Source organism: Streptomyces sp. NPDC050856, from assembly GCF_040653855.1.
Classification (GTDB): domain Bacteria; phylum Actinomycetota; class Actinomycetes; order Streptomycetales; family Streptomycetaceae; genus Streptomyces.
Genome location: NZ_JBFAGV010000027.1, coordinates 63,184 through 86,421 on the forward strand (window position 1 = coordinate 63,184; position 23,238 = coordinate 86,421).

Here is a 23,238-nt window from a genome sequence, read left to right on the forward strand (position 1 = left end):
GGAGGGGACGTGCCGACCTACCACGAAGTCATGAGCACCGACCTGTCCAAGCTCATCACGGCGGCGGACAAGTGGGAGGAGAGTGCGGGAAAGTTCAAGAAACTTGAGGATCAGTACAAGCGGGCTGTCCATGCGATCCCGCTTCAGCCGTCCTGGTCAGGGCTCAGCGCTCAAGCCGCCAATGACCGTTTCAGCGTGACGCTCAAAGAGTTCCAGGGAGCGCAGCAGGAGGCGATGGCCGTGGCCTCTGTCCTGCGCCAGGCCCATACGCAACTCACCGACCTGCGGAACAGGCTCAAGGCTGTGCGTGCAGATGCCGTCAAGGACGGCATGCGGGTTTCCGACCAGGGCGTCGTTGTTTTCGATACGGCGCTACTCGATCAAAGCGTGCGCGCCGCGTACCTGCATGATCCCGACTACCGGCGGAGCGCCCAGGAGAGGGCGGACGAGTGGACTCAGCGTCTCAGCGAGGCGGTCAAGGCTGTCAGTGACGCCGACGACGGCGTGCGTGTCGCCCTGGAAGCGGCCGTTCGCGACTCCGATTCTCTCGACGGCACATTCAACGGATTCAACAGAAGGCCGGCGGCCAGCCCCTATCCCTCCCTGGAGGAGGCTGGTAAGGCTGCCAACATGCCCGAGGGCAGGAAGGCGATCGCGGAGTGGTGGCGGGACCTCCATCCGGTGACTCGGGGCATTCTTCTCAAGGAGCGAGGGGACGAACTGCGGACAGCGGGGATCATGGACCCGCAGTACACATGGGAGTCGGCCGACAAAGGCTCGGGAGCGTATGCCACGGAAGATCCCACGCCCGGGGACGTGCGGCTCCATGCGCTCGCCCTGAGCATGGCGACGGCCGGAGATGTCATCGGGGAAGTCGGAGCATCCCGGAACATGCTGCATTACCTCAGTGGTACTGGTACGCCGCTCGATCTCGATGTGGACCGGATCCTGAGCGACGATTCCGACTTCCGCTCGTGGGTCGAGACGGACCATCTGGCGCACAACAAGGAACGGTGGCGACGAGAGGCGCTGGACGAGTTCCAGCGAGCGGGAGGTGACAAGGCCGTAGTCGTCCCTGTCGAGAGCAGGACAGCGCACAGGACACTGCCCAGCGACGAATGGTTCCATGCCGTCGGGGCCAATGCGCACAATGTCTCGGGAGTGGTCACCGTCACCCCTGGTCCGCAGGGCAGGACCCCTGGAGTCTCGCTCGAGTACCAGGTGAACATGTGGGATCGCTACAACTGGGATTCGGGGAAGTCGACGACCTTCCCGGGCGGCATCGTCATCAAGGACGACGACATGGGGCGGCTGCACACGGTGGGCATCGCGCGGGAGTTCGACATGCGGGGCAGCAGTTCCCCCTACACCTACGACCTGAGCAACCCAGCGCCGCCCGCCGTATCCCCGGAAGACCAAGGACGTGAAGGCACGCGCACTGACGTGTCGCGGGGCGAGGAGAAGAACCGGTGAGGCACACGCGCAGGGCAGTAGGGCGCCGTACGGCCGGCTCCGCAGCCGTCGCGGCGACTGTGCTGGCGCTCTCCGCCTGCACAGCCGGACACGGTGACCGCATCGTCGGCGACGACCGGTACCCGTACTGGCAGAAGGAGGCAGGGGCGCCCGAAGCCGCCGCCTTCATGAAGGTGCGGGTGCCCCCCGGCGCTACTGAGGTGAAGGGCGCCGTGCGGGTGCAGCCAGGGGAACGCGTCTACCTGTTGTCCTTCCTCACCGACCAGAAGACCGCCAAGTCCGTAGCCGACGATCTGCGCCCCGAGCACCCTCTGGAGGCGCAGGGGCTCTCCTCCTCGCTGAGCGGCGACGGGTTCCAGCACCTGGGCCTCACCCCGCCGCAGCAACTCGAGGGGGTTCGTTCGACAAGTGCGTGCCCTCCGTGTGCCGGTGATGCACGGCGGAGTCACGTCCAAGCAGTCGAGATGCATGTGGGAGACGGCATGGGCGACCGGGTCCGGGTCTACTTGGCCGCGTACTGAGCCGGGCCCTCGTAGCCGGCAGGGTTCCTGTCCACGCGAGGTGCCGGTACGGCGGTCCAGGCGTTCACCGGCTGCGGCGCGTGGAACGCCCGGTCGCGGTCGACGCGGTGCCCACGCGCCGCCGCCCTGGCGTCGGGGCGCACGTCGTGGCGTACGCCTCCGAGCGCTGAGCGCCGACCCCGCACGCACCGCGCCCCGCACCCGGCCCGGCCGGGTGCGGGGCGCGTGTGTCCGCCCTGCCTCAGCCCGTCAGCTTGTACGAGCAGGGCTTGACGATCTTGCCGCCTCCGTTGTCGGAGACCTGCTCGCCGTCCACGGTGATCGTGCACGCCGCCGCCGTGAGCATGCCGTTCTCGCCCTCGACCGTGCCGGGCGTCACGATGATCAGGCGGCCCACCTTCTTCTCCGCGCCCTCCGGGGTGATCGTGGCCGTCCGCTTCCACGGCAGGGTGACCGTCTCGGTCTTCGACTCGTCAAGGGTCCACATGACCATGGCCCGGCCCTTGCCCCGCACCTCGATGGTCACCTCGCGCGGGGTGCCCTTGCCCGTGGAACCGCCGCCCGGCTTTCCGGACCCCGACGGCGGCTGGGGCTGCGACGAGGACTGGGACGGCTGGCCGGCGGGGTCCTTCGCGGAGTCCTCGGCGCTCCCTCCGCAGCCCGTCAGCAGGCCCGTGGCCAGGACGACCGCCGTCGCGACGACTGTGTTGCGCATGTTTCCCCCATGATCGGCTTCCGGGCGGGCGGCGCCGCGCCCCGGACGGTCAGCGATCTTAGTCAGCGGCCGTCATCGGGGGCGCGGGTGGATGGCGCCGGGACCCGCAGGCGGGCTCCACGAGGCGACCAGCAGTGGCTGGGCGGCGGGAGAGAAGGACCGCGACGGCCGGTGCGGAACCCGGGGGCGGCCCGCGCGAAGACCTCGCGGCGGTTGGCGAGAGCCTCCGAGGCCGTCCGTGGGAGACGGGGGCGGTCCGCGCGAAGCGCGGTGACGGGCCGCGAGGACCCGGGGAACCCGGGCTCCGGGGCGCCGCCGCCCGCGTGCCGCGGTTTGACAGGCAACCCCTCCGGGGTAATCTCTTCGGCTCGATTGGCGTCCGAGAGGACCCGTATGGCAGACTATCCGGGTTGCTCGGTTGAGTGCCGATGCTGCGCGCCTCCCGCCGGGAGGACCGGAAGCAAGTCCCACAGTACTCGTCGTCTCTGATCAGGGACGGACGTACGGGAATCTTTCGGGAAGCGTGGGCGGGGCGCCGACCAGGCACCCGGTGGCCACTGCGAAGTAAACGCAGTCTGTCCCCGGCTCGCGGTCCTCGGGCCCGCACCCCCTTGGTTGGGAAATCCTTCGGGACTTCTCCGTAGAGGGGTTGCGACACGCCCGACCGCGTGGGTCGGAGACAAAGTGCGTGCCACCAGGTACCAGAGCGTTACGAGAGACAGGACTACTGAGTAGCCATGGCGGGACAGAAGATCCGCATCCGGCTCAAGGCCTACGACCACGAGGTCATCGACTCCTCGGCGAAGAAGATCGTCGAGACGGTGACGCGCACTGGTGCGTCGGTCGCGGGCCCGGTGCCGCTGCCCACTGAGAAGAACGTGTACTGCGTCATCAAGTCGCCGCACAAGTACAAGGACTCGCGCGAGCACTTCGAGATGCGCACGCACAAGCGCCTCATCGACATCCTCGACCCCACGCCGAAGACGGTCGACTCGCTCATGCGCCTCGACCTGCCGGCTGGTGTCGACATCGAGATCAAGCTCTGAGGTGACGCGCGAGATGGCTAAGAACATTAAGGGCGTCCTGGGCGAGAAGCTCGGCATGACCCAGGTCTGGGACGAGAACAACCGGGTTGTCCCGGTGACCGTCGTCAAGGCCGGGCCCTGCGTCGTCACCCAGGTCCGCACGAACGACATCGACGGCTACGAGTCGGTCCAGATCGCCTTCGGCGAGATCGACCCGCGCAAGGTGAACAAGCCCCTCAAGGGTCACTTCGCCAAGGCCGACGTCACCCCGCGCCGCCACCTGGTGGAGCTGCGTACCGCTGACGCCAGCGAGTACACGCTCGGCCAGGAGATCACCGCTGCCGTGTTCGAGTCGGGCGTCAAGGTCGACGTCACCGGCAAGAGCAAGGGCAAGGGCTTCGCCGGTGTCATGAAGCGTCACAACTTCAAGGGCCTCGGCGCCGGTCACGGCACCCAGCGCAAGCACCGCTCGCCCGGTTCCATCGGTGGCTGCGCCACCCCGGGCCGTGTGTTCAAGGGCCTCCGCATGGCGGGCCGTATGGGCAACGAGCGGGTCACCACCCAGAACCTGACCGTCCACGCCGTTGACGCGGAGAAGGGCCTGCTGCTCATCAAGGGCGCGGTTCCTGGTCCGAACGGCGGCCTCGTCCTGGTCCGTACCGCGGCCAAGGGGGCCTGAGGTAACGATGAGCACCATTGACATCCTTTCGCCGGCAGGCGACAAGGCCGGGACCGTCGAGCTCCCCTCGGAGATCTTCGACGCGAAGACCAGCGTTCCGCTGATCCACCAGGTCGTCGTCGCACAGCTGGCCGCTGCCCGCCAGGGCACGCACAAGACCAAGACCCGTGGCGAAGTCCGCGGTGGCGGCAAGAAGCCGTACCGCCAGAAGGGCACCGGCCGCGCCCGTCAGGGCTCGACCCGCGCCCCGCAGTTCGCCGGCGGTGGCGTCGTCCACGGCCCCGTGCCGCGTGACTACTCGCAGCGCACCCCGAAGAAGATGAAGGCCGCCGCCCTGCGCGGTGCCCTCTCGGACCGGGCGCGTCACTCCCGTATCCACGTCGTCACCGGCGTGGTCGAGGGCGAGGTCTCCACCAAGGCCGCCAGGACGCTGTTCGGCAAGATCTCGGAGCGCAAGAACCTGCTCCTGGTCGTCGACCGCGCCGACGAGGCCGCGTGGCTGTCCGCCCGTAACCTGCCCCAGGTGCACATCCTGGAGCCGGGCCAGCTGAACACGTACGACGTGCTCGTCTCTGACGACGTGGTCTTCACCAAGGCCGCCTTCGAGTCCTTCGTGTCTGGCCCTCAGGCCGCTGAGACCGAAGGGAGCGACGCCTGATGTCCGAGGCGACCGTCACCAGCAAGACCTACACGGACCCGCGTGACATCCTCGTCAAGCCGGTCGTGTCGGAGAAGAGCTACGCGCTGCTGGACGAGAACAAGTACACGTTCGTCGTCGACCCGCGCGCGAACAAGACCCAGATCAAGCAGGCCGTCGAGGCGGTCTTCTCGGTCAAGGTCACCGGGGTCAACACGATCAACCGCCAGGGCAAGCGCAAGCGCACCCGCACCGGTTTCGGCAAGCGCGCCAACACCAAGCGCGCCATCGTGACCCTCGCCGAGGGCGACCGTATCGACATCTTCGGCGGCCCGACCTCCTGACGGAGGTCGAGTCGTCCGGAATCGGACGAGGACTGAGAAATGGGTATCCGCAAGTACAAGCCGACGACCCCGGGCCGTCGTGGCTCCAGCGTCGCCGACTTTGTCGAGATCACGCGGTCCACGCCGGAGAAGTCGCTGGTCCGCCCGCTGCACAGCAAGGGCGGCCGTAACAACACCGGTCGTGTGACCGTCCGTCACCAGGGCGGTGGCCACAAGCGCGCCTACCGAGTGATCGACTTCCGTCGTCACGACAAGGACGGCGTGCCGGCCAAGGTCGCTCACATCGAGTACGACCCCAACCGCACCGCGCGTATCGCGCTGCTCCACTACCTGGACGGCGAGAAGCGCTACATCATCGCCCCGCGCGGTCTCTCGCAGGGCGACCGGGTCGAGAACGGCCCCGGCGCCGACATCAAGCCCGGCAACAACCTGGCGCTGCGCAACATCCCGGTCGGTACGACCATCCACGCCATCGAGCTGCGGCCCGGCGGCGGCGCGAAGTTCGCCCGCTCCGCGGGTGCCTCCGTGCAGCTGCTGGCGAAGGAGGGCCAGATGGCCCACCTGCGCATGCCGTCGGGTGAGATCCGCCTGGTCGACGTCCGCTGCCGCGCCACGATCGGCGAGGTCGGCAACGCCGAGCAGTCGAACATCAACTGGGGTAAGGCCGGCCGCAAGCGCTGGCTGGGCGTTCGCCCGACCGTTCGCGGTGTGGCGATGAACCCGGTTGACCACCCGCACGGTGGTGGTGAGGGCAAGACCTCCGGTGGTCGCCACCCGGTCTCGCCCTGGGGTCAGAAGGAGGGTCGTACTCGTTCTCCCAAGAAGGCGAGCAACAAGTACATCGTCCGCCGCCGCAAGACGAACAAGAAGCGCTAGGAGCGGGTTTAGATGCCGCGCAGTCTCAAGAAGGGGCCCTTCGTCGACGACCACCTGATCAAGAAGGTGGACGCCCAGAACGAAGCAGGCACCAAGAACGTCATCAAGACCTGGTCCCGTCGCTCGATGATCGTCCCGGCCATGCTGGGCCACACGATCGCGGTGCACAACGGCAAGACCCACATCCCGGTGTTCGTCACCGAGTCGATGGTCGGCCACAAGCTCGGCGAGTTCTCGCCGACTCGCACCTTCCGCGGCCACGTCAAGGACGACCGGAAGTCGAAGCGCCGCTAACGCGGGGTGGAACGACTATGACTAACACCGAAGGGACAACCATGGAAGCCAGGGCCCAGGCGCGGTACATCCGCGTCACGCCCATGAAGGCCCGCCGAGTGGTGGACCTCATCCGTGGCATGGATGCCACGGAGGCTCAGGCGGTCCTGCGTTTCGCTCCGCAGGCCGCAAGCGTGCCGGTCGGCAAGGTGCTGGACAGCGCCATCGCCAACGCCGCGCACAACTACGACCACACGGACGCCTCGTCGCTGTTCATCAGCGAGGCGTACGTAGACGAGGGCCCGACCCTGAAGCGGTTCCGTCCGCGTGCCCAGGGCCGTGCCTACCGGATCCGCAAGCGGACCAGCCACATCACCGTGGTCGTCAGCAGCAAGGAAGGAACCCGGTAATGGGCCAGAAGGTAAACCCGCACGGGTTCCGGCTCGGCATCACCACCGACTTCAAGTCGCGTTGGTACGCCGACAAGCTGTACAAGGACTACGTCAAGGAAGACGTCGCCATCCGTCGGATGATGACGTCCGGCATGGAGCGCGCCGGCATCTCGAAGGTTGAGATCGAGCGCACCCGTGACCGCGTGCGGGTGGACATCCACACCGCGCGTCCCGGCATCGTCATCGGCCGCCGTGGTGCCGAGGCCGACCGCATCCGCGGCGACCTCGAGAAGCTCACCGGCAAGCAGGTCCAGCTGAACATCCTCGAGGTCAAGAACCCCGAGGTCGACGCTCAGCTCGTGGCCCAGGCCGTTGCCGAGCAGCTGTCCTCCCGCGTCTCCTTCCGCCGCGCCATGCGCAAGAGCATGCAGTCGGCGATGAAGGCGGGGGCCAAGGGCATCAAGATCCAGTGTGGTGGCCGTCTCGGCGGCGCCGAGATGTCCCGCTCGGAGTTCTACCGCGAGGGCCGTGTGCCGCTGCACACGCTCCGCGCGAACGTCGAGTACGGCTTCTTCGAGGCCAAGACGACCTTCGGCCGCATCGGCGTGAAGGTCTGGATCTACAAGGGCGACGTCAAGAACATCGCCGAGGTCCGCGCCGAGAACGCCGCTGCCCGTGCCGGCAACCGCCCGGCCCGTGGTGGCGCTGACCGCCCCGCCGGCCGTGGTGGCCGGGGTGGCGAGCGTGGCGGTCGCGGTCGTAAGCCGCAGCAGGCCGGTGCCGCTGCCGAGGCCCCCAAGGCCGAGGCCGCTGCCGCTGCTCCGGCTGAGAGCACCGGAACGGAGGCCTGACCGAAATGCTGATCCCCCGTAGGGTCAAGCACCGCAAGCAGCACCACCCGAAGCGCCGCGGTATGGCCAAGGGTGGTACGACGGTTGCGTTCGGCGAGTACGGCATCCAGGCCATGACTCCGGCGTACGTGACCAACCGCCAGATCGAGGCGGCTCGTATCGCGATGACCCGCCACATCAAGCGTGGCGGCAAGGTCTGGATCAACATCTACCCGGACCGCCCGCTGACCAAGAAGCCCGCCGAGACCCGCATGGGTTCCGGTAAGGGTTCCCCCGAGTGGTGGGTCGCGAACGTGCACCCGGGCCGGGTCATGTTCGAGCTGTCCTACCCGAACGAGAAGATCGCACGTGAGGCTCTGACTCGCGCGGCCCACAAGCTGCCGATGAAGTGCCGGATCGTCAAGCGCGAGGCAGGTGAAGCGTGATGTCGGCCGGTACCAAGGCGTCCGAGCTGCGCGAGCTGGGCAACGAGGAGCTTGTTGCCAAGCTCCGCGAGGCCAAGGAAGAGCTGTTCAACCTCCGCTTCCAGGCGGCGACCGGGCAGCTCGAGAACCACGGCCGGCTGAAGGCCGTCCGCAAGGACATCGCCCGGATCTACACCCTGATGCGTGAGCGCGAGCTGGGCATCGAGACGGTGGAGAGCGCCTGATGAGCGAGAAGAACGTGACTGAAGAGAAGACCGAGCGCGGATTCCGCAAGACCCGCGAGGGTCTGGTCGTCAGCGACAAGATGGACAAGACCGTCGTCGTCGCCGTTGAGGACCGTGTCAAGCACGCGCTGTACGGCAAGGTCATCCGCCGTACGAACAAGGTCAAGGCGCACGACGAGCAGAACGCCGCGGGTGTCGGCGACCGCGTCCTCCTCATGGAGACCCGGCCGCTGTCCGCGACGAAGCGCTGGCGCGTCGTCGAGATCCTCGAGAAGGCCAAGTAATCCCTGAGGGGAAACCCCCTCAGGACAGTTCCGCCAGGCTCGGCAGGGGCCGCCCCTCGTCAGAGGAAGCCCCTGCCGGGAACCGGCAGACGATCAGGAGATAGACGTGATCCAGCAGGAGTCGCGACTGCGTGTCGCCGACAACACTGGTGCCAAGGAGATCCTTTGCATCCGTGTTCTCGGTGGCTCCGGTCGCCGCTACGCGGGCATCGGTGACGTCATCGTCGCCACCGTCAAGGACGCGATCCCCGGTGGCAACGTGAAGAAGGGTGACGTCGTCAAGGCGGTCATCGTTCGCACCGTCAAGGAGCGCCGCCGCCAGGACGGCTCGTACATCCGCTTCGACGAGAACGCCGCCGTCATTCTGAAGAACGACGGCGACCCTCGCGGCACCCGTATCTTCGGCCCGGTGGGCCGTGAGCTGCGCGAGAAGAAGTTCATGAAGATCATCTCGCTCGCGCCGGAGGTGCTGTAAGCATGAAGATCAAGAAGGGCGACCTGGTTCAGGTCATCGCCGGCAAGGACAAGGGCAAGCAGGGCAAGGTCATCGCGGCCTTCCCCCGCGAGGACCGCGTCCTGGTCGAGGGTGTCAACCGGGTCAAGAAGCACACCAAGGCCGGCCAGACCGCCCGCGGTTCGCAGACCGGCGGCATCATCACGACCGAGGCCCCCATCCACGTGAGCAACGTTCAGCTCGTCGTGGAGAAGGACGGCAACAAGGTCGTGACCCGCGTCGGATACCGCTTCGACGAGGACGGCAACAAGATCCGCGTTGCCAAGCGGACGGGTGAGGACATCTGATGGCTACCACCACCACTCCGCGTCTGAAGACGAAGTACCGCGAGGAGATCGCGGGCAAGCTGCGTGAGGAGTTCTCGTACGAGAACGTCATGCAGGTTCCCGGCCTCGTCAAGATCGTGGTCAACATGGGTGTGGGCGACGCCGCCCGCGACTCCAAGCTGATCGAGGGCGCCATCCGCGACCTCACCACGATCACCGGTCAGAAGCCGGCCGTCACCAAGGCCCGCAAGTCCATCGCGCAGTTCAAGCTGCGTGAGGGCCAGCCGATCGGTGCCCACGTCACGCTCCGTGGCGACCGCATGTGGGAGTTCCTGGACCGCACCCTGTCGCTCGCGCTGCCGCGCATCCGCGACTTCCGCGGTCTGTCCCCGAAGCAGTTCGACGGCCGTGGCAACTACACCTTCGGTCTCACGGAGCAGGTCATGTTCCACGAGATCGACCAGGACAAGATCGACCGGGTCCGGGGCATGGACATCACCGTGGTCACCACGGCGACCAACGACGAAGAGGGTCGTGCCCTTCTGCGTCACCTCGGCTTCCCGTTCAAGGAGAACTGACCGTGGCGAAGAAGGCTCTGATCGCTAAGGCCGCCCGCAAGCCGAAGTTCGGTGTGCGCGCGTACACCCGCTGCCAGCGCTGCGGCCGGCCCCACTCCGTCTACCGCAAGTTCGGCCTGTGCCGCGTGTGCCTTCGTGAGATGGCTCACCGTGGCGAGCTGCCGGGCGTGACCAAGAGCTCCTGGTAACAACCCTTTCGGGTTGATCCAGGGCTCTCGGTAAGCATCCGGTCGGCAGGAGCCCACCCCCGCATGCCGTAGGCTTGTGGGGTTGGGCGCCTGCCGCCCTGACCGACTTACTACGCCGTAGGTCCCCGCACCGCACCCGTCCCGCCACTGAGTGGGGAGAGGGATGGCGCATACAGGAAACCCCGGCGAGAGAGGCCGAAGGCCAATTCATGACCATGACTGATCCGATCGCAGACATGCTTACGCGTCTGCGGAACGCGAACTCGGCGTACCACGACTCCGTGACCATGCCGCACAGCAAGATCAAGTCTCACATCGCGGAGATCCTCCAGCAGGAGGGTTTCATCACCGGCTGGAAGGTCGAGGACGCCGAGGTCGGCAAGAACCTCGTCCTCGAGCTCAAGTTCGGGCCGAACCGTGAGCGCTCCATCGCGGGCATCAAGCGGATCTCGAAGCCGGGCCTGCGGGTCTACGCGAAGTCCACCAACCTGCCGAAGGTTCTCGGCGGCCTGGGCGTGGCGATCATCTCCACGTCCCACGGTCTCCTGACCGGCCAGCAGGCGCAGAAGAAGGGCGTGGGTGGGGAAGTCCTCGCCTACGTCTGGTAGTCGGGAACGGAGGAAAAGCCAATGTCGCGTATCGGCAAGCTCCCCATCACGGTTCCCGCCGGCGTGGACGTCACCATCGATGGCCGTACGGTCGAGGTGAAGGGCCCCAAGGGCTCCCTGACCCACACCGTTGCCGCGCCGATCGAGATCGTTAAGGGTGAGGACGGCGTTCTCAACGTCACCCGCCCCAACGACGAGCGTCAGAACAAGGCCCTGCACGGCCTGTCCCGCACGCTGGTGGCCAACATGATCACCGGTGTGACCCAGGGGTACACGAAGGCGCTCGAGATCAGCGGTGTCGGTTACCGCGTCGCCGCGAAGGGCTCCAACCTGGAGTTCCAGCTCGGTTACAGCCACCCGATCCTGGTGGAGGCGCCCGAGGGCATCTCCTTCAAGGTCGAGTCGCCGACCAAGTTCTCGGTCGAGGGCATCGACAAGCAGAAGGTCGGCGAGGTCGCCGCCAACATCCGCAAGCTGCGCAAGCCCGACCCGTACAAGGCCAAGGGCGTGAAGTACGCGGGCGAAGTCATCCGCCGCAAGGTCGGAAAGGCTGGTAAGTAAGCCATGGCATACGGCGTGAAGATTGCCAAGGGCAAGGCCTACAAGGGCGCTGCCCTGAAGCGTCGCCACATCCGCATCCGCAAGAAGATCGCGGGTACGACCGAGCGTCCGCGCCTGGTCGTCACGCGTTCCAACCGCGGGATCACCGCTCAGGTCATCGACGACATCGCGGGTCACACCCTCGCGTCGGCGTCCACCCTGGACGCGTCCATCCGCGGCGGCGAAGGCGACAAGTCGGCGAAGGCGAAGCAGGTCGGCCAGCTCGTGGCCGAGCGTGCCAAGGCCGCCGGCATCGAGGCTGTCGTGTTCGACCGTGGCGGCAACCAGTACGCCGGGCGCATCGCCGCCCTGGCGGACGCCGCCCGCGAAGCCGGCCTGAAGTTCTGAGCCGGTTCCGTAGCTCAGCGGAAAACGAAGAGAGGTAATTCCAATGGCTGGACCCCAGCGCCGCGGAAGCGGTGCCGGTGGCGGCGAGCGGCGGGACCGGAAGGGCCGTGACGGCGGCGCAGCTGCCGCCGAGAAGACCGCTTACGTTGAGCGCGTTGTCGCGATCAACCGTGTCGCCAAGGTTGTGAAGGGTGGTCGTCGCTTCAGCTTCACCGCGCTGGTCGTGGTGGGCGACGGTGACGGCACCGTGGGTGTCGGTTACGGCAAGGCCAAGGAGGTGCCGGCCGCCATCGCCAAGGGTGTTGAGGAGGCCAAGAAGCACTTCTTCAAGGTCCCCCGTATCCAGGGCACCATCCCGCACCCCATCCAGGGTGAGAAGGCCGCGGGCGTCGTCATGCTGAAGCCCGCGTCCCCCGGTACCGGCGTCATCGCCGGTGGCCCGGTGCGTGCGGTGCTCGAGTGCGCCGGCGTGCACGACATCCTGTCGAAGTCGCTCGGCTCGTCGAACGCGATCAACATCGTGCACGCGACCGTGGCGGCCCTGAAGGGCCTGCAGCGTCCCGAGGAGATCGCGGCCCGCCGTGGTCTGCCCCTCGAGGACGTGGCCCCCGCCGCTCTGCTTCGTGCGCGTGCTGGGGCGGGTGCGTAATGGCTCGCCTCAAGATCACGCAGACGAAGTCGTACATCGGCAGCAAGCAGAACCACCGTGACACTCTGCGTTCGCTTGGCCTCAAGAAGGTCAACGACGTGGTCGTCAAGGAGGACCGCCCCGAGTTCCGCGGCATGGCTCACACCGTGCGGCACCTCGTGACGGTCGAGGAGGTCGACTGATCATGGCGGAGAACAACCCGCTCAAGATCCACAACCTCCGTCCCGCCCCCGGCGCCAAGACCGCGAAGACCCGTGTGGGTCGCGGTGAGGCGTCGAAGGGTAAGACGGCCGGTCGTGGTACCAAGGGCACCAAGGCCCGTTACCAGGTTCCGGAGCGCTTCGAGGGTGGGCAGATGCCCCTCCACATGCGTCTCCCGAAGCTCAAGGGCTTCAAGAACCCGTTCCGCACCGAGTACCAGGTCGTGAACCTGGACAAGCTCGCCTCGCTCTACCCCGAGGGTGGCGAGGTCACGGTGGCCGACCTGGTCGCCAAGGGCGCGGTGCGCAAGAACAGCCTCGTCAAGGTCCTGGGCCAGGGCGAGATCTCCGTGGCGCTGCAGGTTTCGGTTGACGCCGTCTCCGGCTCCGCCAAGGAGAAGATCACCGCCGCCGGCGGTACTGTCACCGAGCTCGTCTGAGACGGCTCGATGGCCTGAACATCCAACCGGGGATGCCTCTCAAAAGGGGCATCCCCGGTTGGTCGTTCCTAGGGGGGCACCTGCGCCGGTAAGGTGGCGTCCACTGTGTTGCTGTAATGACTTGGGGCTACGCCCCGGGCCGCGCGGATCGTCCACGGGGGCTGTCCGCGCGGAGTGTCACTTATACGTATTCGTCGATCCTCAAGACCGTCACCTCTGACGCATAGCGCGGGGGTCGCAGGAGGCACCGTGCTCACCGCGTTCGCCCGGGCGTTCAAGACGCCCGACCTGCGCAAGAAGCTGCTGTTCACGCTCGGCATCATCGTGCTGTACCGGCTCGGGGCGCACGTCCCCGTGCCCGGGGTCAGCTACGAGGCCGTGCAGATGTGTGTGGACCAGGCCAAGCAGGGCAACAACGGCCTGTTCGGCCTCGTGAACATGTTCAGTGGTGGAGCGCTGCTGCAGATCACGATCTTCGCGCTCGGCATCATGCCGTACATCACGGCGAGCATCATCCTGCAGCTGCTGACCGTGGTCATCCCGCGCCTGGAAGCCCTCAAGAAGGAGGGCCAGACCGGCCAGGCCAAGATCACTCAGTACACGCGCTACCTCACGATCGCCCTGGCGATCCTCCAGGGCACCGGTCTCGTCGCCACGGCCCGCACCGGCGCCCTGTTCAGCGGCTGCCGTGTCGCCGACCAGGTCGTGCCGGACCAGTCGATCTTCGTCACCATCACCATGGTCATCACGATGACCGCGGGCACGGCGCTGGTCATGTGGCTCGGTGAGCTCATCACCGACCGCGGCATCGGCAACGGCATGTCGATCCTGATGTTCATCTCGATCGCCGCCGGCTTCCCCGGCGCGCTGTGGGCCATCAAGGAGAGCGGCAAGCTCGCCAAGGGCTGGATCGAGTTCGGCACCGTCATCCTGATCGGCTTCGTGATGGTGGCCCTCGTGGTCTTCGTCGAGCAGGCCCAGCGCCGCATCCCGGTGCAGTACGCGAAGCGCATGATCGGCCGGCGCTCCTACGGCGGGACCTCGACCTACATCCCGCTCAAGGTGAACCAGGCGGGTGTGATTCCCGTCATCTTCGCCTCGTCGCTGCTCTACATCCCGGCACTGATCGCGCAGTTCTCGAGCTCCACGGCGGGCTGGAAGACCTGGATCGAAGCGCACTTCGTGAAGGGTGACCACCCGTACTACATCACCGTGTACTTCCTGCTGATCGTGTTCTTCGCCTTCTTCTACGTGGCGATCTCGTTCAACCCCGAGGAAGTCGCGGACAACATGAAGAAGTATGGTGGCTTCATCCCGGGTATCCGGGCTGGTCGACCTACTGCCGAGTATCTGAGCTACGTGCTCAACCGGATCACCTGGCCGGGCTCGCTGTATCTGGGTCTGATCGCTCTTGTGCCGACGATGGCGTTGGCGGGCTTCGGTGGCGCGAACCAGAACTTCCCGTTCGGCGGGACGAGCATCCTGATCATCGTGGGTGTGGGTCTGGAGACCGTGAAGCAGATCGAGAGCCAGCTCCAGCAGCGCAATTACGAAGGGTTCCTCCGCTGATGCGTATCGTCCTCGTCGGGCCGCCCGGTGCCGGGAAGGGAACGCAGGCCGCGTTCCTCGCCAAGAACCTGTCGATCCCGCACATCTCCACGGGTGACCTGTTCCGCGCCAACATCAGCCAGGGCACGGAGCTGGGCAAGCAGGCGAAGGCGTACATGGACGCCGGCAACCTCGTCCCCGACGAGGTCACGATCGGCATGGCCAAGGACCGCATGGAGCAGCCTGACGCGGCCGGTGGCTTCCTGCTGGACGGCTTCCCGCGCAACGTCGCCCAGGCGCAGGCGCTGGACGTCATGCTTGACGCCGAGGGCATGAAGCTGGACGCGGTGCTCGACCTGGAGGTCGAGGAGGACGAGGTCGTCAAGCGGATCGCGGGCCGCCGCATCTGCCGCAACGACAGCGCGCACGTCTTCCACGTGACGTACGCCCCGCCGAAGGCCGAGGGCGTCTGCGACGTCTGCGGCGGCGAGCTGTACCAGCGCGACGACGACTCCGAGGAGACCGTCCGCAAGCGACTCGAGGTCTACCACACCCAGACCGAGCCGATCATCGACTACTACAAGGCCCAGGGCCTGGTCGTCACGATCTCCGCGCTCGGCAAGGTCAACGATGTGACCGAGCGTGCCATGGGCGCGCTGCGGGGCCGGGGCGAGCAGGCCGCGTAGCCCCGCCGTACGATCCGTGCTCCGGCCGCGATGCCCCCTGGTGGGCACCGCGGCCGGAGTCTTGCGCGGGACGTGACAGGCCGGAGTCGGCCGTATCGTGGTGGGGTCACCCGTAGACCTTCCGGAAAGGCGTCAGCCGTCATGGTGCAGATCAAGACTCCCGAGCAGATCGCGAAGATGCGCGAGGCGGGGCTGGTCGTCGCCGCCATCCACGCGGCCACGCGCGAGGCGGCGGTTCCCGGCGCCACCACGAAGGACCTCGACGAGGTGGCGCGCAAGGTCCTCGCCGACCACGGGGCGAAGTCCAACTTCCTGGGATACGGCGGGTTCCCCGCGACCATCTGCACCTCCGTGAACGAGGTCGTCGTCCACGGCATCCCCAGCGAGGACGTCGTGCTCAAGGACGGCGACGTCATCTCCGTCGACTGCGGTGCCGTCGTCGACGGCTGGCACGGCGACGCGGCGTACACCGCCTTCGTGGGCTCGGGACACGCCCCGGAGCTGGTCGAGCTCTCCCGGGTGACCGAGGAGTCGATGTGGGCCGGTATCGCCGCGATGAGGAACGGCAACCGCCTGATCGACATCTCCCGGGCGATCGAGACCTACATCCGCCGCCAGCCGAAGCCGGGCGGCGGCAAGTACGGCATCATCGAGGAGTACGGCGGCCATGGCATCGGCACCGAGATGCACATGGACCCGCACCTGCTGAACTACGTCTCGCGCAAGCGCGGCAAGGGCCCCAAGCTGGTGCCCGGCTTCTGCCTGGCGATCGAGCCGATGGTCTCCCTGGGCACGCCGCGCACGGAGGTGCTGGAGGACGAGTGGACCGTCATCACCACGGACGGCACCTGGTCCTCGCACTGGGAGCACTCCGTCGCCCTGACGGAGGCCGGCCCCCTGGTGTTGACGGCTCCGGACGGCGGCAGGGCCAAGCTGGCCGAGCTGGGTGTCACGGCGGCCCCCGATCCCCTCGCCTGAACCGCGTAAGGATCACCAGACGTGGGCACACTTCCCCGATTCGTCTTTTCCAAAGCCCTCGCGTAGACTGATGCGTCGGCTCTCGTGTACCCGTGTGTCCGCACACGGAGGCGAGAGTCGATCAAGGTAGCCGATTCGAAGGGCGAAGCGTGGCCAAGAAGCAAGGTGCCATCGAGATTGAGGGCACCGTGATCGAGTCCCTGCCGAACGCCATGTTCAAGGTAGAGCTCCAGAACGGTCACAAGGTCCTCGCGCACATCAGCGGCAAGATGCGGATGCACTACATCCGTATCCTCCCGGATGACCGGGTCGTGGTGGAGCTGTCTCCGTACGACCTGACGCGTGGGCGGATCGTCTACCGCTACAAGTAGATCTCTTGCCCGTATCCGCCTCGCGCGGGTGCGGCACTGACCCGGAGAACCTCACCCCATGAAGGTCAAGCCGAGCGTCAAGAAGATCTGCGACAAGTGCAAGGTGATCCGCCGTCACGGCCGGGTCATGGTCATCTGCGACAACCTGCGCCACAAGCAGCGCCAGGGCTGACGCACGCCGACCTGCACCTCGCAGTTCTTCGCGCGACGCGAGCAATCTCGTACATACGTAGCGCCCGCCAAGCCCCGGAAGGGGCCGGCGACACCTCCGGCGGGGGCCGGGGACCTGGTCCGTACCTTGTACGGCGGCCACGGAGCGGCGCTGCGGAAGACCCCCGATCACACAGGAGCCATTGAATGGCACGCGTTTCCGGTGTCGACATCCCGCGCGAAAAGCGCGTGGAGGTCGCACTCACCTACGTCTTCGGCATCGGCCGCACCCTGGCGAAGGAGACCCTCGCCGCCACCGGTGTGAACCCGAACACCCGCGTTCGTGACCTGGCCGAAGAGGACCTGGTCAAGATCCGCGAGTACGTGGACAACAACATCAAGACCGAGGGTGACCTCCGTCGTGAGATCCAGGCCGACATCCGCCGCAAGGTGGAGATCGGCACGTACCAGGGTCTGCGTCACCGCCGCGGCCTGCCGGTCCGCGGTCAGCGCACCAGCACGAACGCCCGCACCCGCAAGGGCCCGCGTCGCGCCATCGCCGGTAAGAAGAAGCCGGGCAAGAAGTAGTCCGCAGCGGACGACTGTCCACGGTCTTCGCTGTAGGACCGACCACCTCCCGTAGGAGTTAAGACATGCCCCCCAAGGGACGTCAGGGCGCTGCCAAGAAGGTGCGCCGCAAGGAAAAGAAGAACGTCGCTCACGGCCACGCGCACATCAAGAGCACGTTCAACAACACGATCGTCTCGATCACGGACCCGTCCGGCAACGTGATCTCCTGGGCCTCCGCCGGCCACGTCGGCTTCAAGGGCTCGCGCAAGTCCACCCCCTTCGCCGCGCAGATGGCCGCCGAGTCGGCCGCCCGCCGCGCGCAGGAGCACGGCATGCGCAAGGTCGACGTCTTCGTCAAGGGTCCCGGCTCCGGCCGTGAGACCGCGATCCGCTCCCTCCAGGCCACCGGCCTCGAGGTCGGCTCGATCCAGGACGTCACCCCCACGCCGCACAACGGCTGCCGTCCGCCGAAGCGCCGCCGCGTCTGACGCGGTGCGTCACTGAGACGCACGGCCGTTTTTGCAGGATCCGGGCGGTACGGCTCTTCGGGGGCGTACCGCCCGTACCCTTGCACTATCAGAGGACGTCAAATAGCGGGCGTCCATGACTGAAGGAACACCACCATGCTGATCGCTCAGCGCCCCTCGCTGACCGAAGAGGTCGTCGACGAGTACCGCTCGCGGTTCGTCATCGAGCCGCTGGAGCCGGGCTTCGGCTACACGCTCGGCAACAGCCTCCGCCGTACGCTCCTCTCCTCGATCCCGGGTGCGGCGGTCACGTCCATCCGCATCGACGGTGTCCTGCACGAGTTCACCACCGTGCCGGGCGTCAAGGAGGACGTCACCGACCTCATCCTCAACATCAAGCAGCTGGTCGTCTCCTCGGAGCACGACGAGCCGGTCGTGATGTACCTGCGCAAGCAGGGTCCCGGCCTGGTCACCGCTGCTGACATCGCCCCGCCGGCCGGTGTCGAGGTGCACAACCCCGACCTGGTGCTCGCCACGCTCAACGGCAAGGGCAAGCTGGAGATGGAGCTGACCGTCGAGCGCGGTCGCGGCTACGTCTCCGCCGTGCAGAACAAGCAGCTCGGCCAGGAGATCGGCCGCATCCCGGTCGACTCCATCTACTCGCCGGTCCTCAAGGTCACCTACAAGGTGGAGGCGACCCGAGTCGAGCAGCGCACCGACTTCGACAAGCTGATCGTCGACGTCGAGACCAAGCAGGCCATGCGCCCGCGCGACGCCATGGCGTCCGCCGGCAAGACCCTGGTCGAGCTGTTCGGCCTGGCCCGTGAGCTCAACATCGACGCCGAGGGCATCGACATGGGCCCGTCCCCCACGGACGCCGCCCTCGCCGCCGACCTCGCGCTGCCGATCGAGGAGCTCGAGCTCACCGTTCGTTCGTACAACTGCCTCAAGCGTGAGGGCATCCACTCCGTGGGTGAGCTCGTGGCGCGCTCCGAGGCCGACCTGCTCGACATCCGCAACTTCGGTGCGAAGTCGATCGACGAGGTCAAGGCGAAGCTGGCCGGCATGGGCCTGGCCCTCAAGGACAGCCCGCCCGGATTCGACCCGACCGCCGCCGCCGACGCCTTCGGCGCCGACGACGACGCGGACGCGGGCTTCGTCGAGACCGAGCAGTACTGATCGCTGCCCGTAGGCGTCCGCCTGCGGGGTCCTGACACCGGTACCTGATACGGCCGGTGCAGATCACAAGGAGAAACACCATGCCGAAGCCCGCCAAGGGTGCCCGTCTGGGCGGCAGCGCCGCGCACGAGAAGCTGCTTCTCGCGAACCTCGCGAAGTCGCTGTTCGAGCACGGCCGCATCACCACCACCGAGGCCAAGGCCCGCCGCCTGCGTCCGGTCGCCGAGCGGCTGATCACCAAGGCGAAGAAGGGCGACATCCACAACCGTCGCCTGGTGCTGCAGACGATCACGGACAAGGGCATCGTGCACACGCTCTTCACCGAGATCGCCCCGCGCTACGCCGAGCGCCCGGGTGGCTACACCCGCATCACCAAGATCGGCAACCGTCGTGGCGACAACGCCCCGATGGCGGTCATCGAGCTGGTCGAGGGCGAGATCGCCAAGAAGGCGACCGTCGCCGAGGCCGAGGCCGCGACCAAGCGCGCGGTGAAGGAGGCCGACGAGGCCACCGCCAAGGCCGACGAGGCGAAGGCCGACGAGGCCGAGGCCAAGGCCGACGACGCCAAGGCCGACGACGCCAAGGCCGACGACGCCAAGGCCGACGACGCCAAGGACGCCTGAACCGCGTTCTGACGGCTTGCGGGCCCGCTCCCCTCGTGGGGGCGGGCCCGTTCCGTGTTCTCCCGCTTGAGAGGATGGATCGCGTGAGCGATGAGGTGGAGCCCGGGTTCGTACGGGTGCGGCTGGACCTGTCGTACGACGGCAAGGACTTCTCCGGCTGGGCCAAGCAGGCCGGCGGGCGGCGCACCGTACAGGGCGCGATCGAGGACGCTCTGCGTACCGTGACGCGGTCGTCCCGGACGTACGAGCTGACCGTGGCCGGGCGTACCGACGCCGGGGTCCACGCGCGCGGCCAGGTGGCCCATGTGGACCTCCCGGAGGCGCTGTGGGCCGAGCACCGGGACAAGCTGCTGCGGCGGCTCGCCGGCCGGCTGGCGCACGACGTACGGGTGTGGCGGGTCGAGGAGGCCCCGCCCGGCTTCAACGCTCGGTTCTCGGCGATCTGGCGGCGCTACGCCTACCGGGTGACCGACGACCCCGGCGGCGTCGACCCGCTGCTGCGCGGGCACGTGCTGTGGCACGACTGGCCGCTGGACGCCGACGCCATGAACGCCGCCGCCGAGCGGCTGCTGGGCGAGCACGACTTCGCGGCGTACTGCAAGAGGCGTGACGGCGCCACCACCATCCGCACGCTCCAGGAGCTGCGGTGGCGGCGGCTGCCGTCCGGTGTGCTGGAGGCCACGGTCAAGGCGGATGCCTTCTGCCACAACATGGTCCGCTCGCTGGTCGGCGCGCTGCTGTTCGTCGGCGACGGGCACCGGCCGCCGGACTGGCCGGCGAAGGTGCTGGCGGCGGGGGTGCGGGACTCGGCCGTCCACGTGGTACGGCCGCACGGGCTCACGCTGGAGGAGGTGGGCTACCCGGCGGACGAGCTGCTGGCCGCCCGCAACCTGGAGGCCCGCAACAGGCGGTCACTGGCCGGTCGCGGGAGCGGTGGCTGCTGCTGAGGCCTGGGCACTGCCCCGGGCGTAGATCTGGTTGAACGCGAAGGTGCCGACGTCGTCGCTGGTCCTGAAGACGGTCTCGTCGGCCTTCGTCACCTTCTTCCCGCTGGTGAACCCGGCCTGGGTGAAGTAGGCGTACCGGCCGAGCGAGTTGGCGCGGCGCAGGCAGACCGTCCTGGCCCGGCAGAAGTCGCCGACCCCGGAACCGGCGAGCGTGGCCACGCCGCCGCTCGCCTCCTCCTTGGCCCCGGCCGCCGCCGCCGTGGTGTCGAAGAGCGCCACGCCGACCGTGACGGCGACGCCGTCCCGCTCGTAGGTGGCGCGGATGAGGCGGTCGCAGCCGTGCTCGCGCAGGACCGCGCCGAGGGCCCCCTGGGTGGCGGACGCGCAGTCGGTGGTGGAGGAGACGGCGCCCTTGCGGTAGACCCGGTCGCCCACCGTGAGCCTGCGGCCGGGGAAGAGGGACTCCGCGGCGAGGGGCGCCCTGTCCTTCTGGGCCGTGGAGATGAAGTCCATCGGGTCCGGCGGGGGCGGCGGCGCCACCGAGGAGAACGACGGCTGCGGCTTGCTGGTGTCGGTGGGCAGCTCGGGGGCGGTGCTGTTCTTGCCCGAGGTGTTCGGGTCGTCCCCGCCGCCGCTGGTGGTGACGATGGCCACCGCGATGATCGAGGCGATGGCGGCGGTGGCCAGGGCCCCGCCGCCGATGAGCGTCCAGCGCCTGCGGCGCGCCCGGGCCGCCGACGCCTCGGCGAGGGCGCTCCAGTCCGGTGTCTGGTTCGCGGCGCCGTACGGGTCGTTCTGCTGGTGCGGCTCATGCGGCCACTGGGGTCCCCCGAAGCTCATGCCGCGCATCCTAATCCGGTTGGGTGAGGCCCAGTTCCGCGGCCACAATGGCCCCCATGGGTCATCTAGAGGTCGCGCATCTGGAGTACTACCTGCCGGACGGGCGGGCCCTGCTCGCCGATGTGTCGTTCCGGGTCGGTGAGGGGGCGGTGGCCGCGCTGGTCGGGCCGAACGGCGCGGGCAAGACCACGCTGCTCCGGCTGATCGCGGGGGAGCTCCAGCCGCACGGCGGGACGGTGACCGTGGGCGGCGGCCTGGGGGTGATGCCGCAGTTCGTCGGCTCGGTGCGGGACGAGCGGTCGGTGCGCGACCTGCTGGTGTCGGTCGCCCCGGCCCGGATCCGCGAGGCGGCCACCGCGGTGGACGAGGCCGAGCACCTGATCATGACCGTGGACGACGAGGCCGCGCAGATGGCGTACGCGCAGGCGCTCAGCGACTGGGCGGAGGCGCGCGGCTACGAGGCCGAGACCGTCTGGGACATGTGCACGATGGCCGCGCTGGGCGTCCCGTACGAGAAGGCGCAGTTCCGGGCGGTGCGCACGCTCAGCGGGGGCGAGCAGAAGCGGCTCGTCCTGGAGGCGCTGCTGCGCGGGCCCGAGGAGGTCCTGCTGCTGGACGAGCCGGACAACTACCTGGACGTCCCCGGCAAGCGGTGGCTGGAGGAGCGGCTCGCGGAGACCCGCAAGACGGTGCTGTTCGTCTCCCACGACCGGGAGCTCCTGGCGTGCGCGGCCCAGCGGATCGTGGCCGTGGAGCCCGGCCCGGCCGGGTCGGACGTGTGGGTGCACGGCGCCGGGTTCACGACCTTCCACGCGGCGCGGGAGGAGCGTTTCGAGCGGTTCGAGGAGCTGCGGCGGCGCTGGGACGAGAAGCGGGCGCAGCTGAAGCGGCTCGTCCTGGACCTCCAGCAGTACGCGTCACGCAGTGACGACATGGCGTCGCGCTACCAGGCGGCGAGGACCCGGTTGCGGAAGTTCGAGGAGGCGGGCCCGCCGCCGGAGCCGCCGCGCAAGCAGGAGATCCGGATGCGGCTGCGGGGCGGGCGCACGGGGGTGCGGGCGGTGACGTGCGCGGGCCTGGAGCTGACCGGGCTGATGAAACCCTTCGACCTGGAGGTCTTCTACGGCGAGCGGGTCGCCGTGCTCGGGTCCAACGGCTCGGGCAAGTCGCACTTCCTGCGGCTGCTGGCGGGGGACCCGTCGGTGGCGCACCGGGGCGAGTGGAAGCTGGGCGCGCGGGTGGTGCCCGGGCACTTCGCCCAGACGCACGCCCACCCCGAGCTCCTGGGCCGCACGCTCGTCGACATCCTGTGGACCGAGCACGCCAAGGACCGGGGCGGCGCGATGTCGGTCCTGCGGCGGTACGAGCTGGAGCGCCAGGGGGACCAGCCGTTCGACCGGCTCTCGGGCGGCCAGCAGGCCCGGTTCCAGATCCTGCTGCTGGAGCTGGCGGGCACCACCGCCCTGCTGCTGGACGAGCCGACGGACAACCTGGACCTGGAGTCGGCCGAGGCGCTCCAGCTCGGGCTGGAGGCGTACGAGGGGACGGTGCTGGCCGTCACGCACGACCGCTGGTTCGCGCGGTCCTTCGACCGGTACCTGGTCTTCGGCGCGGACGGCGTGGTGCGCGAGACGCCGGAGCCGGTGTGGGACGAGCGCCGGGTGACCCGGGACCGCTAGGCAGTTTCGTTTGGATCAGCGGGCGGACCAGAGGAAGATGCCCGCGATGTGGAGTCCGGCCAGGTAGACGGTGGCGGTCTTCTCATAGCG

The 23,238-nt window shown here is 68.0% G+C and carries 36 protein-coding genes; 34 read left to right on the forward strand and 2 right to left on the reverse strand.

What is annotated here, in order from left to right:
- Positions 1-30 precede the first annotated feature (30 nt).
- Both AB0H53_RS22475 and AB0H53_RS22480 read left to right on the forward strand, forming a co-directional pair.
- On the forward strand, positions 31-1,473 hold the full coding sequence (locus tag AB0H53_RS22475; protein WP_362116086.1) for a hypothetical protein: 1,443 nt from the start codon (positions 31-33) through the stop codon (positions 1,471-1,473).
- Positions 1,470-1,994 carry a hypothetical protein gene (locus AB0H53_RS22480; protein WP_362116089.1) on the forward strand — a complete coding sequence of 175 codons (525 nt, stop codon included), beginning with the start codon at positions 1,470-1,472 and terminating at the stop codon, positions 1,992-1,994. Before AB0H53_RS22475 ends, AB0H53_RS22480 begins: the two co-directional genes overlap by 4 nt.
- A 241-nt stretch (positions 1,995-2,235) precedes the next feature.
- Here the strand turns inward: AB0H53_RS22480 and AB0H53_RS22485 are convergent, their stop codons facing one another.
- Entirely contained in the window at positions 2,236-2,709 is a 474-nt protein-coding gene (locus AB0H53_RS22485; protein WP_362116092.1) for a hypothetical protein, read from the reverse strand.
- Between the two features lie 737 nt (positions 2,710-3,446).
- Here AB0H53_RS22485 and rpsJ point away from each other — a divergent pair.
- The 31 genes from rpsJ to truA all read left to right on the forward strand — a co-directional run bounded on the left by rpsJ (position 3,447) and on the right by truA (position 20,629).
- Positions 3,447-3,755, forward strand: coding sequence for a 30S ribosomal protein S10 (rpsJ, locus tag AB0H53_RS22490; RefSeq protein ID WP_003948644.1), 309 nt, complete (start codon positions 3,447-3,449; stop codon positions 3,753-3,755).
- A gap of 13 nt (positions 3,756-3,768) precedes the next feature.
- Positions 3,769-4,413 (forward strand): 50S ribosomal protein L3, encoded by a 645-nt coding sequence (rplC, locus tag AB0H53_RS22495; RefSeq protein WP_058942728.1) that lies wholly within the window; start codon positions 3,769-3,771, stop codon positions 4,411-4,413.
- Between the two features lie 7 nt (positions 4,414-4,420).
- Positions 4,421-5,071 (forward strand): 50S ribosomal protein L4, encoded by a 651-nt coding sequence (rplD, locus tag AB0H53_RS22500; RefSeq protein WP_362116095.1) that lies wholly within the window; start codon positions 4,421-4,423, stop codon positions 5,069-5,071.
- The gene (rplW, locus tag AB0H53_RS22505; protein ID WP_362116098.1) at positions 5,071-5,394 is read left to right on the forward strand and encodes a 50S ribosomal protein L23; all 324 of its coding nucleotides are present in this window, start codon (positions 5,071-5,073) and stop codon (positions 5,392-5,394) included. The genes rplD and rplW overlap by 1 nt, the downstream gene beginning before the upstream one ends.
- A gap of 39 nt (positions 5,395-5,433) precedes the next feature.
- Entirely contained in the window at positions 5,434-6,270 is an 837-nt protein-coding gene (gene rplB, locus AB0H53_RS22510; RefSeq protein WP_362116101.1) for a 50S ribosomal protein L2, read from the forward strand.
- A gap of 12 nt (positions 6,271-6,282) precedes the next feature.
- A complete protein-coding gene (rpsS, locus tag AB0H53_RS22515; protein ID WP_010036728.1) occupies positions 6,283-6,564 on the forward strand; it encodes a 30S ribosomal protein S19 in 282 nt (93 codons plus the stop codon).
- Between the two features lie 41 nt (positions 6,565-6,605).
- Positions 6,606-6,953, forward strand: a complete 348-nt coding sequence (rplV, locus tag AB0H53_RS22520) for a 50S ribosomal protein L22 (protein ID WP_009327087.1) — start codon at positions 6,606-6,608, stop codon at positions 6,951-6,953.
- Positions 6,953-7,786 (forward strand): 30S ribosomal protein S3, encoded by an 834-nt coding sequence (gene rpsC, locus AB0H53_RS22525; protein ID WP_362116105.1) that lies wholly within the window; start codon positions 6,953-6,955, stop codon positions 7,784-7,786. The genes rplV and rpsC overlap by 1 nt, the downstream gene beginning before the upstream one ends.
- Before the next feature lie 5 nt (positions 7,787-7,791).
- A complete protein-coding gene (gene rplP / locus AB0H53_RS22530) occupies positions 7,792-8,211 on the forward strand; it encodes a 50S ribosomal protein L16 (RefSeq protein ID WP_005313579.1) in 420 nt (139 codons plus the stop codon).
- On the forward strand, positions 8,211-8,435 hold the full coding sequence (gene rpmC, locus AB0H53_RS22535) for a 50S ribosomal protein L29 (protein ID WP_017949657.1): 225 nt from the start codon (positions 8,211-8,213) through the stop codon (positions 8,433-8,435). Before rplP ends, rpmC begins: the two co-directional genes overlap by 1 nt.
- The gene (gene rpsQ / locus AB0H53_RS22540; RefSeq protein ID WP_362116109.1) at positions 8,435-8,719 is read left to right on the forward strand and encodes a 30S ribosomal protein S17; all 285 of its coding nucleotides are present in this window, start codon (positions 8,435-8,437) and stop codon (positions 8,717-8,719) included. The genes rpmC and rpsQ overlap by 1 nt, the downstream gene beginning before the upstream one ends.
- A 106-nt stretch (positions 8,720-8,825) precedes the next feature.
- Positions 8,826-9,194 carry a 50S ribosomal protein L14 gene (gene rplN, locus AB0H53_RS22545; protein WP_003956455.1) on the forward strand — a complete coding sequence of 123 codons (369 nt, stop codon included), beginning with the start codon at positions 8,826-8,828 and terminating at the stop codon, positions 9,192-9,194.
- Positions 9,195-9,196: 2 nt separating this feature from the next.
- The gene (gene rplX / locus AB0H53_RS22550; RefSeq protein ID WP_362116111.1) at positions 9,197-9,520 is read left to right on the forward strand and encodes a 50S ribosomal protein L24; all 324 of its coding nucleotides are present in this window, start codon (positions 9,197-9,199) and stop codon (positions 9,518-9,520) included.
- A complete protein-coding gene (rplE, locus tag AB0H53_RS22555) occupies positions 9,520-10,077 on the forward strand; it encodes a 50S ribosomal protein L5 (protein WP_362116114.1) in 558 nt (185 codons plus the stop codon). Before rplX ends, rplE begins: the two co-directional genes overlap by 1 nt.
- Before the next feature lie 2 nt (positions 10,078-10,079).
- A complete protein-coding gene (locus AB0H53_RS22560) occupies positions 10,080-10,265 on the forward strand; it encodes a type Z 30S ribosomal protein S14 (protein WP_003956452.1) in 186 nt (61 codons plus the stop codon).
- Between the two features lie 209 nt (positions 10,266-10,474).
- Positions 10,475-10,873 carry a 30S ribosomal protein S8 gene (gene rpsH / locus AB0H53_RS22565; protein WP_006347222.1) on the forward strand — a complete coding sequence of 133 codons (399 nt, stop codon included), beginning with the start codon at positions 10,475-10,477 and terminating at the stop codon, positions 10,871-10,873.
- 21 nt (positions 10,874-10,894) lie between these two features.
- A complete protein-coding gene (rplF, locus tag AB0H53_RS22570) occupies positions 10,895-11,434 on the forward strand; it encodes a 50S ribosomal protein L6 (RefSeq protein ID WP_362116117.1) in 540 nt (179 codons plus the stop codon).
- Between the two features lie 3 nt (positions 11,435-11,437).
- Positions 11,438-11,821 (forward strand): 50S ribosomal protein L18, encoded by a 384-nt coding sequence (gene rplR, locus AB0H53_RS22575; protein WP_031076680.1) that lies wholly within the window; start codon positions 11,438-11,440, stop codon positions 11,819-11,821.
- A 43-nt stretch (positions 11,822-11,864) separates the two neighbouring features.
- Positions 11,865-12,470: a 30S ribosomal protein S5 gene (gene rpsE / locus AB0H53_RS22580; RefSeq protein ID WP_290111857.1), complete on the forward strand. Its 606-nt coding sequence runs from the start codon at positions 11,865-11,867 to the stop codon at positions 12,468-12,470.
- Positions 12,470-12,652: a 50S ribosomal protein L30 gene (gene rpmD, locus AB0H53_RS22585; protein WP_362116122.1), complete on the forward strand. Its 183-nt coding sequence runs from the start codon at positions 12,470-12,472 to the stop codon at positions 12,650-12,652. Before rpsE ends, rpmD begins: the two co-directional genes overlap by 1 nt.
- Positions 12,653-12,654: 2 nt before the next feature.
- Positions 12,655-13,110 carry a 50S ribosomal protein L15 gene (gene rplO / locus AB0H53_RS22590; RefSeq protein WP_362116125.1) on the forward strand — a complete coding sequence of 152 codons (456 nt, stop codon included), beginning with the start codon at positions 12,655-12,657 and terminating at the stop codon, positions 13,108-13,110.
- Between the two features lie 249 nt (positions 13,111-13,359).
- Positions 13,360-14,679, forward strand: a complete 1,320-nt coding sequence (gene secY, locus AB0H53_RS22595; protein ID WP_362116128.1) for a preprotein translocase subunit SecY — start codon at positions 13,360-13,362, stop codon at positions 14,677-14,679.
- Positions 14,679-15,344 (forward strand): adenylate kinase, encoded by a 666-nt coding sequence (locus AB0H53_RS22600; RefSeq protein ID WP_362116131.1) that lies wholly within the window; start codon positions 14,679-14,681, stop codon positions 15,342-15,344. The genes secY and AB0H53_RS22600 overlap by 1 nt, the downstream gene beginning before the upstream one ends.
- A gap of 141 nt (positions 15,345-15,485) precedes the next feature.
- Entirely contained in the window at positions 15,486-16,322 is an 837-nt protein-coding gene (gene map, locus AB0H53_RS22605; RefSeq protein ID WP_362116134.1) for a type I methionyl aminopeptidase, read from the forward strand.
- 149 nt (positions 16,323-16,471) lie between these two features.
- A complete protein-coding gene (infA, locus tag AB0H53_RS22610; RefSeq protein ID WP_003956442.1) occupies positions 16,472-16,693 on the forward strand; it encodes a translation initiation factor IF-1 in 222 nt (73 codons plus the stop codon).
- A gap of 58 nt (positions 16,694-16,751) precedes the next feature.
- Complete coding sequence (rpmJ, locus tag AB0H53_RS22615; protein ID WP_003956441.1) at positions 16,752-16,865, forward strand: 50S ribosomal protein L36; 114 nt, start codon at positions 16,752-16,754, stop codon at positions 16,863-16,865.
- Between the two features lie 185 nt (positions 16,866-17,050).
- Positions 17,051-17,431, forward strand: a complete 381-nt coding sequence (gene rpsM / locus AB0H53_RS22620; protein ID WP_362116137.1) for a 30S ribosomal protein S13 — start codon at positions 17,051-17,053, stop codon at positions 17,429-17,431.
- 65 nt (positions 17,432-17,496) lie between these two features.
- Positions 17,497-17,901 carry a 30S ribosomal protein S11 gene (gene rpsK / locus AB0H53_RS22625; protein WP_003956432.1) on the forward strand — a complete coding sequence of 135 codons (405 nt, stop codon included), beginning with the start codon at positions 17,497-17,499 and terminating at the stop codon, positions 17,899-17,901.
- Between the two features lie 135 nt (positions 17,902-18,036).
- The gene (locus AB0H53_RS22630; RefSeq protein WP_010473911.1) at positions 18,037-19,059 is read left to right on the forward strand and encodes a DNA-directed RNA polymerase subunit alpha; all 1,023 of its coding nucleotides are present in this window, start codon (positions 18,037-18,039) and stop codon (positions 19,057-19,059) included.
- A gap of 80 nt (positions 19,060-19,139) precedes the next feature.
- The gene (gene rplQ, locus AB0H53_RS22635) at positions 19,140-19,682 is read left to right on the forward strand and encodes a 50S ribosomal protein L17 (RefSeq protein WP_362116140.1); all 543 of its coding nucleotides are present in this window, start codon (positions 19,140-19,142) and stop codon (positions 19,680-19,682) included.
- Between the two features lie 83 nt (positions 19,683-19,765).
- Positions 19,766-20,629: a tRNA pseudouridine(38-40) synthase TruA gene (truA, locus tag AB0H53_RS22640; RefSeq protein ID WP_362116143.1), complete on the forward strand. Its 864-nt coding sequence runs from the start codon at positions 19,766-19,768 to the stop codon at positions 20,627-20,629.
- Here the strand turns inward: truA and AB0H53_RS22645 are convergent.
- Positions 20,594-21,469, reverse strand: coding sequence for a hypothetical protein (locus AB0H53_RS22645; protein ID WP_362116146.1), 876 nt, complete (start codon positions 21,467-21,469; stop codon positions 20,594-20,596). The two genes, truA and AB0H53_RS22645, sit on opposite strands and share 36 nt — an antisense overlap.
- Positions 21,470-21,525: 56 nt before the next feature.
- Between AB0H53_RS22645 and AB0H53_RS22650 the strand changes: the two genes are divergently transcribed.
- On the forward strand, positions 21,526-23,148 hold the full coding sequence (locus AB0H53_RS22650) for an ATP-binding cassette domain-containing protein (protein ID WP_362116149.1): 1,623 nt from the start codon (positions 21,526-21,528) through the stop codon (positions 23,146-23,148).
- Positions 23,149-23,238 lie beyond the last annotated feature (90 nt).

Coding starts and splice junctions, on each gene's coding strand:
- rplQ (WP_362116140.1), top strand. CDS start 19,140: ATGCCGAAGCCCGCCAAGGGTGCCCGTCTGGGCGGCAGCGCCGCGCAC.
- rplO (WP_362116125.1), top strand. CDS start 12,655: ATGGCGGAGAACAACCCGCTCAAGATCCACAACCTCCGTCCCGCCCCC.
- rplX (WP_362116111.1), top strand. CDS start 9,197: ATGAAGATCAAGAAGGGCGACCTGGTTCAGGTCATCGCCGGCAAGGAC.
- rplD (WP_362116095.1), top strand. CDS start 4,421: ATGAGCACCATTGACATCCTTTCGCCGGCAGGCGACAAGGCCGGGACC.
- rplV (WP_009327087.1), top strand. CDS start 6,606: ATGGAAGCCAGGGCCCAGGCGCGGTACATCCGCGTCACGCCCATGAAG.
- rplF (WP_362116117.1), top strand. CDS start 10,895: ATGTCGCGTATCGGCAAGCTCCCCATCACGGTTCCCGCCGGCGTGGAC.
- map (WP_362116134.1), top strand. CDS start 15,486: ATGGTGCAGATCAAGACTCCCGAGCAGATCGCGAAGATGCGCGAGGCG.
- rpsS (WP_010036728.1), top strand. CDS start 6,283: ATGCCGCGCAGTCTCAAGAAGGGGCCCTTCGTCGACGACCACCTGATC.
- rpsJ (WP_003948644.1), top strand. CDS start 3,447: ATGGCGGGACAGAAGATCCGCATCCGGCTCAAGGCCTACGACCACGAG.
- rplE (WP_362116114.1), top strand. CDS start 9,520: ATGGCTACCACCACCACTCCGCGTCTGAAGACGAAGTACCGCGAGGAG.
- rplW (WP_362116098.1), top strand. CDS start 5,071: ATGTCCGAGGCGACCGTCACCAGCAAGACCTACACGGACCCGCGTGAC.
- AB0H53_RS22650 (WP_362116149.1), top strand. CDS start 21,526: ATGGGTCATCTAGAGGTCGCGCATCTGGAGTACTACCTGCCGGACGGG.
- AB0H53_RS22645 (WP_362116146.1), bottom strand. CDS start 21,469: ATGAGCTTCGGGGGACCCCAGTGGCCGCATGAGCCGCACCAGCAGAAC.
- rpsQ (WP_362116109.1), top strand. CDS start 8,435: ATGAGCGAGAAGAACGTGACTGAAGAGAAGACCGAGCGCGGATTCCGC.
- rplB (WP_362116101.1), top strand. CDS start 5,434: ATGGGTATCCGCAAGTACAAGCCGACGACCCCGGGCCGTCGTGGCTCC.
- rpsH (WP_006347222.1), top strand. CDS start 10,475: ATGACCATGACTGATCCGATCGCAGACATGCTTACGCGTCTGCGGAAC.
- AB0H53_RS22475 (WP_362116086.1), top strand. CDS start 31: ATGAGCACCGACCTGTCCAAGCTCATCACGGCGGCGGACAAGTGGGAG.
- rpsC (WP_362116105.1), top strand. CDS start 6,953: ATGGGCCAGAAGGTAAACCCGCACGGGTTCCGGCTCGGCATCACCACC.
- rpsE (WP_290111857.1), top strand. CDS start 11,865: ATGGCTGGACCCCAGCGCCGCGGAAGCGGTGCCGGTGGCGGCGAGCGG.
- rplP (WP_005313579.1), top strand. CDS start 7,792: ATGCTGATCCCCCGTAGGGTCAAGCACCGCAAGCAGCACCACCCGAAG.
- rpsM (WP_362116137.1), top strand. CDS start 17,051: ATGGCACGCGTTTCCGGTGTCGACATCCCGCGCGAAAAGCGCGTGGAG.
- AB0H53_RS22630 (WP_010473911.1), top strand. CDS start 18,037: ATGCTGATCGCTCAGCGCCCCTCGCTGACCGAAGAGGTCGTCGACGAG.
- rplC (WP_058942728.1), top strand. CDS start 3,769: ATGGCTAAGAACATTAAGGGCGTCCTGGGCGAGAAGCTCGGCATGACC.
- rpmD (WP_362116122.1), top strand. CDS start 12,470: ATGGCTCGCCTCAAGATCACGCAGACGAAGTCGTACATCGGCAGCAAG.
- rpsK (WP_003956432.1), top strand. CDS start 17,497: ATGCCCCCCAAGGGACGTCAGGGCGCTGCCAAGAAGGTGCGCCGCAAG.
- rplR (WP_031076680.1), top strand. CDS start 11,438: ATGGCATACGGCGTGAAGATTGCCAAGGGCAAGGCCTACAAGGGCGCT.
- rpmC (WP_017949657.1), top strand. CDS start 8,211: ATGTCGGCCGGTACCAAGGCGTCCGAGCTGCGCGAGCTGGGCAACGAG.
- AB0H53_RS22600 (WP_362116131.1), top strand. CDS start 14,679: ATGCGTATCGTCCTCGTCGGGCCGCCCGGTGCCGGGAAGGGAACGCAG.
- AB0H53_RS22485 (WP_362116092.1), bottom strand. CDS start 2,709: ATGCGCAACACAGTCGTCGCGACGGCGGTCGTCCTGGCCACGGGCCTG.
- rpmJ (WP_003956441.1), top strand. CDS start 16,752: ATGAAGGTCAAGCCGAGCGTCAAGAAGATCTGCGACAAGTGCAAGGTG.